Source organism: Paraburkholderia sp. SIMBA_053 (genome assembly GCF_046534895.1).
In the GTDB taxonomy this organism is placed as follows: Bacteria; Pseudomonadota; Gammaproteobacteria; order Burkholderiales; family Burkholderiaceae; genus Paraburkholderia; species Paraburkholderia caledonica.
The window spans coordinates 1-362 of the sequence record NZ_JAWRXU010000222.1 but is presented as its reverse complement, the minus strand read 5'-3'; the positions used below and the strand labels follow the sequence as shown (position 1 = coordinate 362).

Sequence of the window (362 nt, the reverse complement as noted above, 5' to 3'; positions counted from 1 at the left end):
ATTCCAAGCAACGCCGCAATCAGCGCCGGTCCTCGCGCAACACACAATCCCACGCGCCGCTCAGCACCCACACCTCGCGCGACAAGCCGTGCAGCCACCGCCGCCGACCACGCATCAAGTTCAGCATACGTGAGCGACTCATCTTCGCAGCGCAGCGCAATCGCCTGCGGCGTACGCTTTGCCTGCGCCGCAAGCGCCATCCCAAGCGACTCGAATGCATAGGACGTCAGCGGCTTCGCTTCATGCTGCAAAGGCAACGCCAACGAGCCAACCCGCCGCCGCACATCATCAACCATCTGCTCAAGCACCGCTTCGTACTGCGATGCAATCCGCTCCACAGTGCCAACATCGAACACATCGGC

The 362-nt window shown here is 62.4% G+C and carries 1 protein-coding gene; it reads right to left on the bottom strand.

Going from position 1 to position 362, the window contains the following annotated elements:
- Positions 1 to 362: AMP-binding protein (locus SB753_RS35360; protein WP_410804722.1), on the bottom strand; the 362-nt coding region annotated here is incomplete at both ends.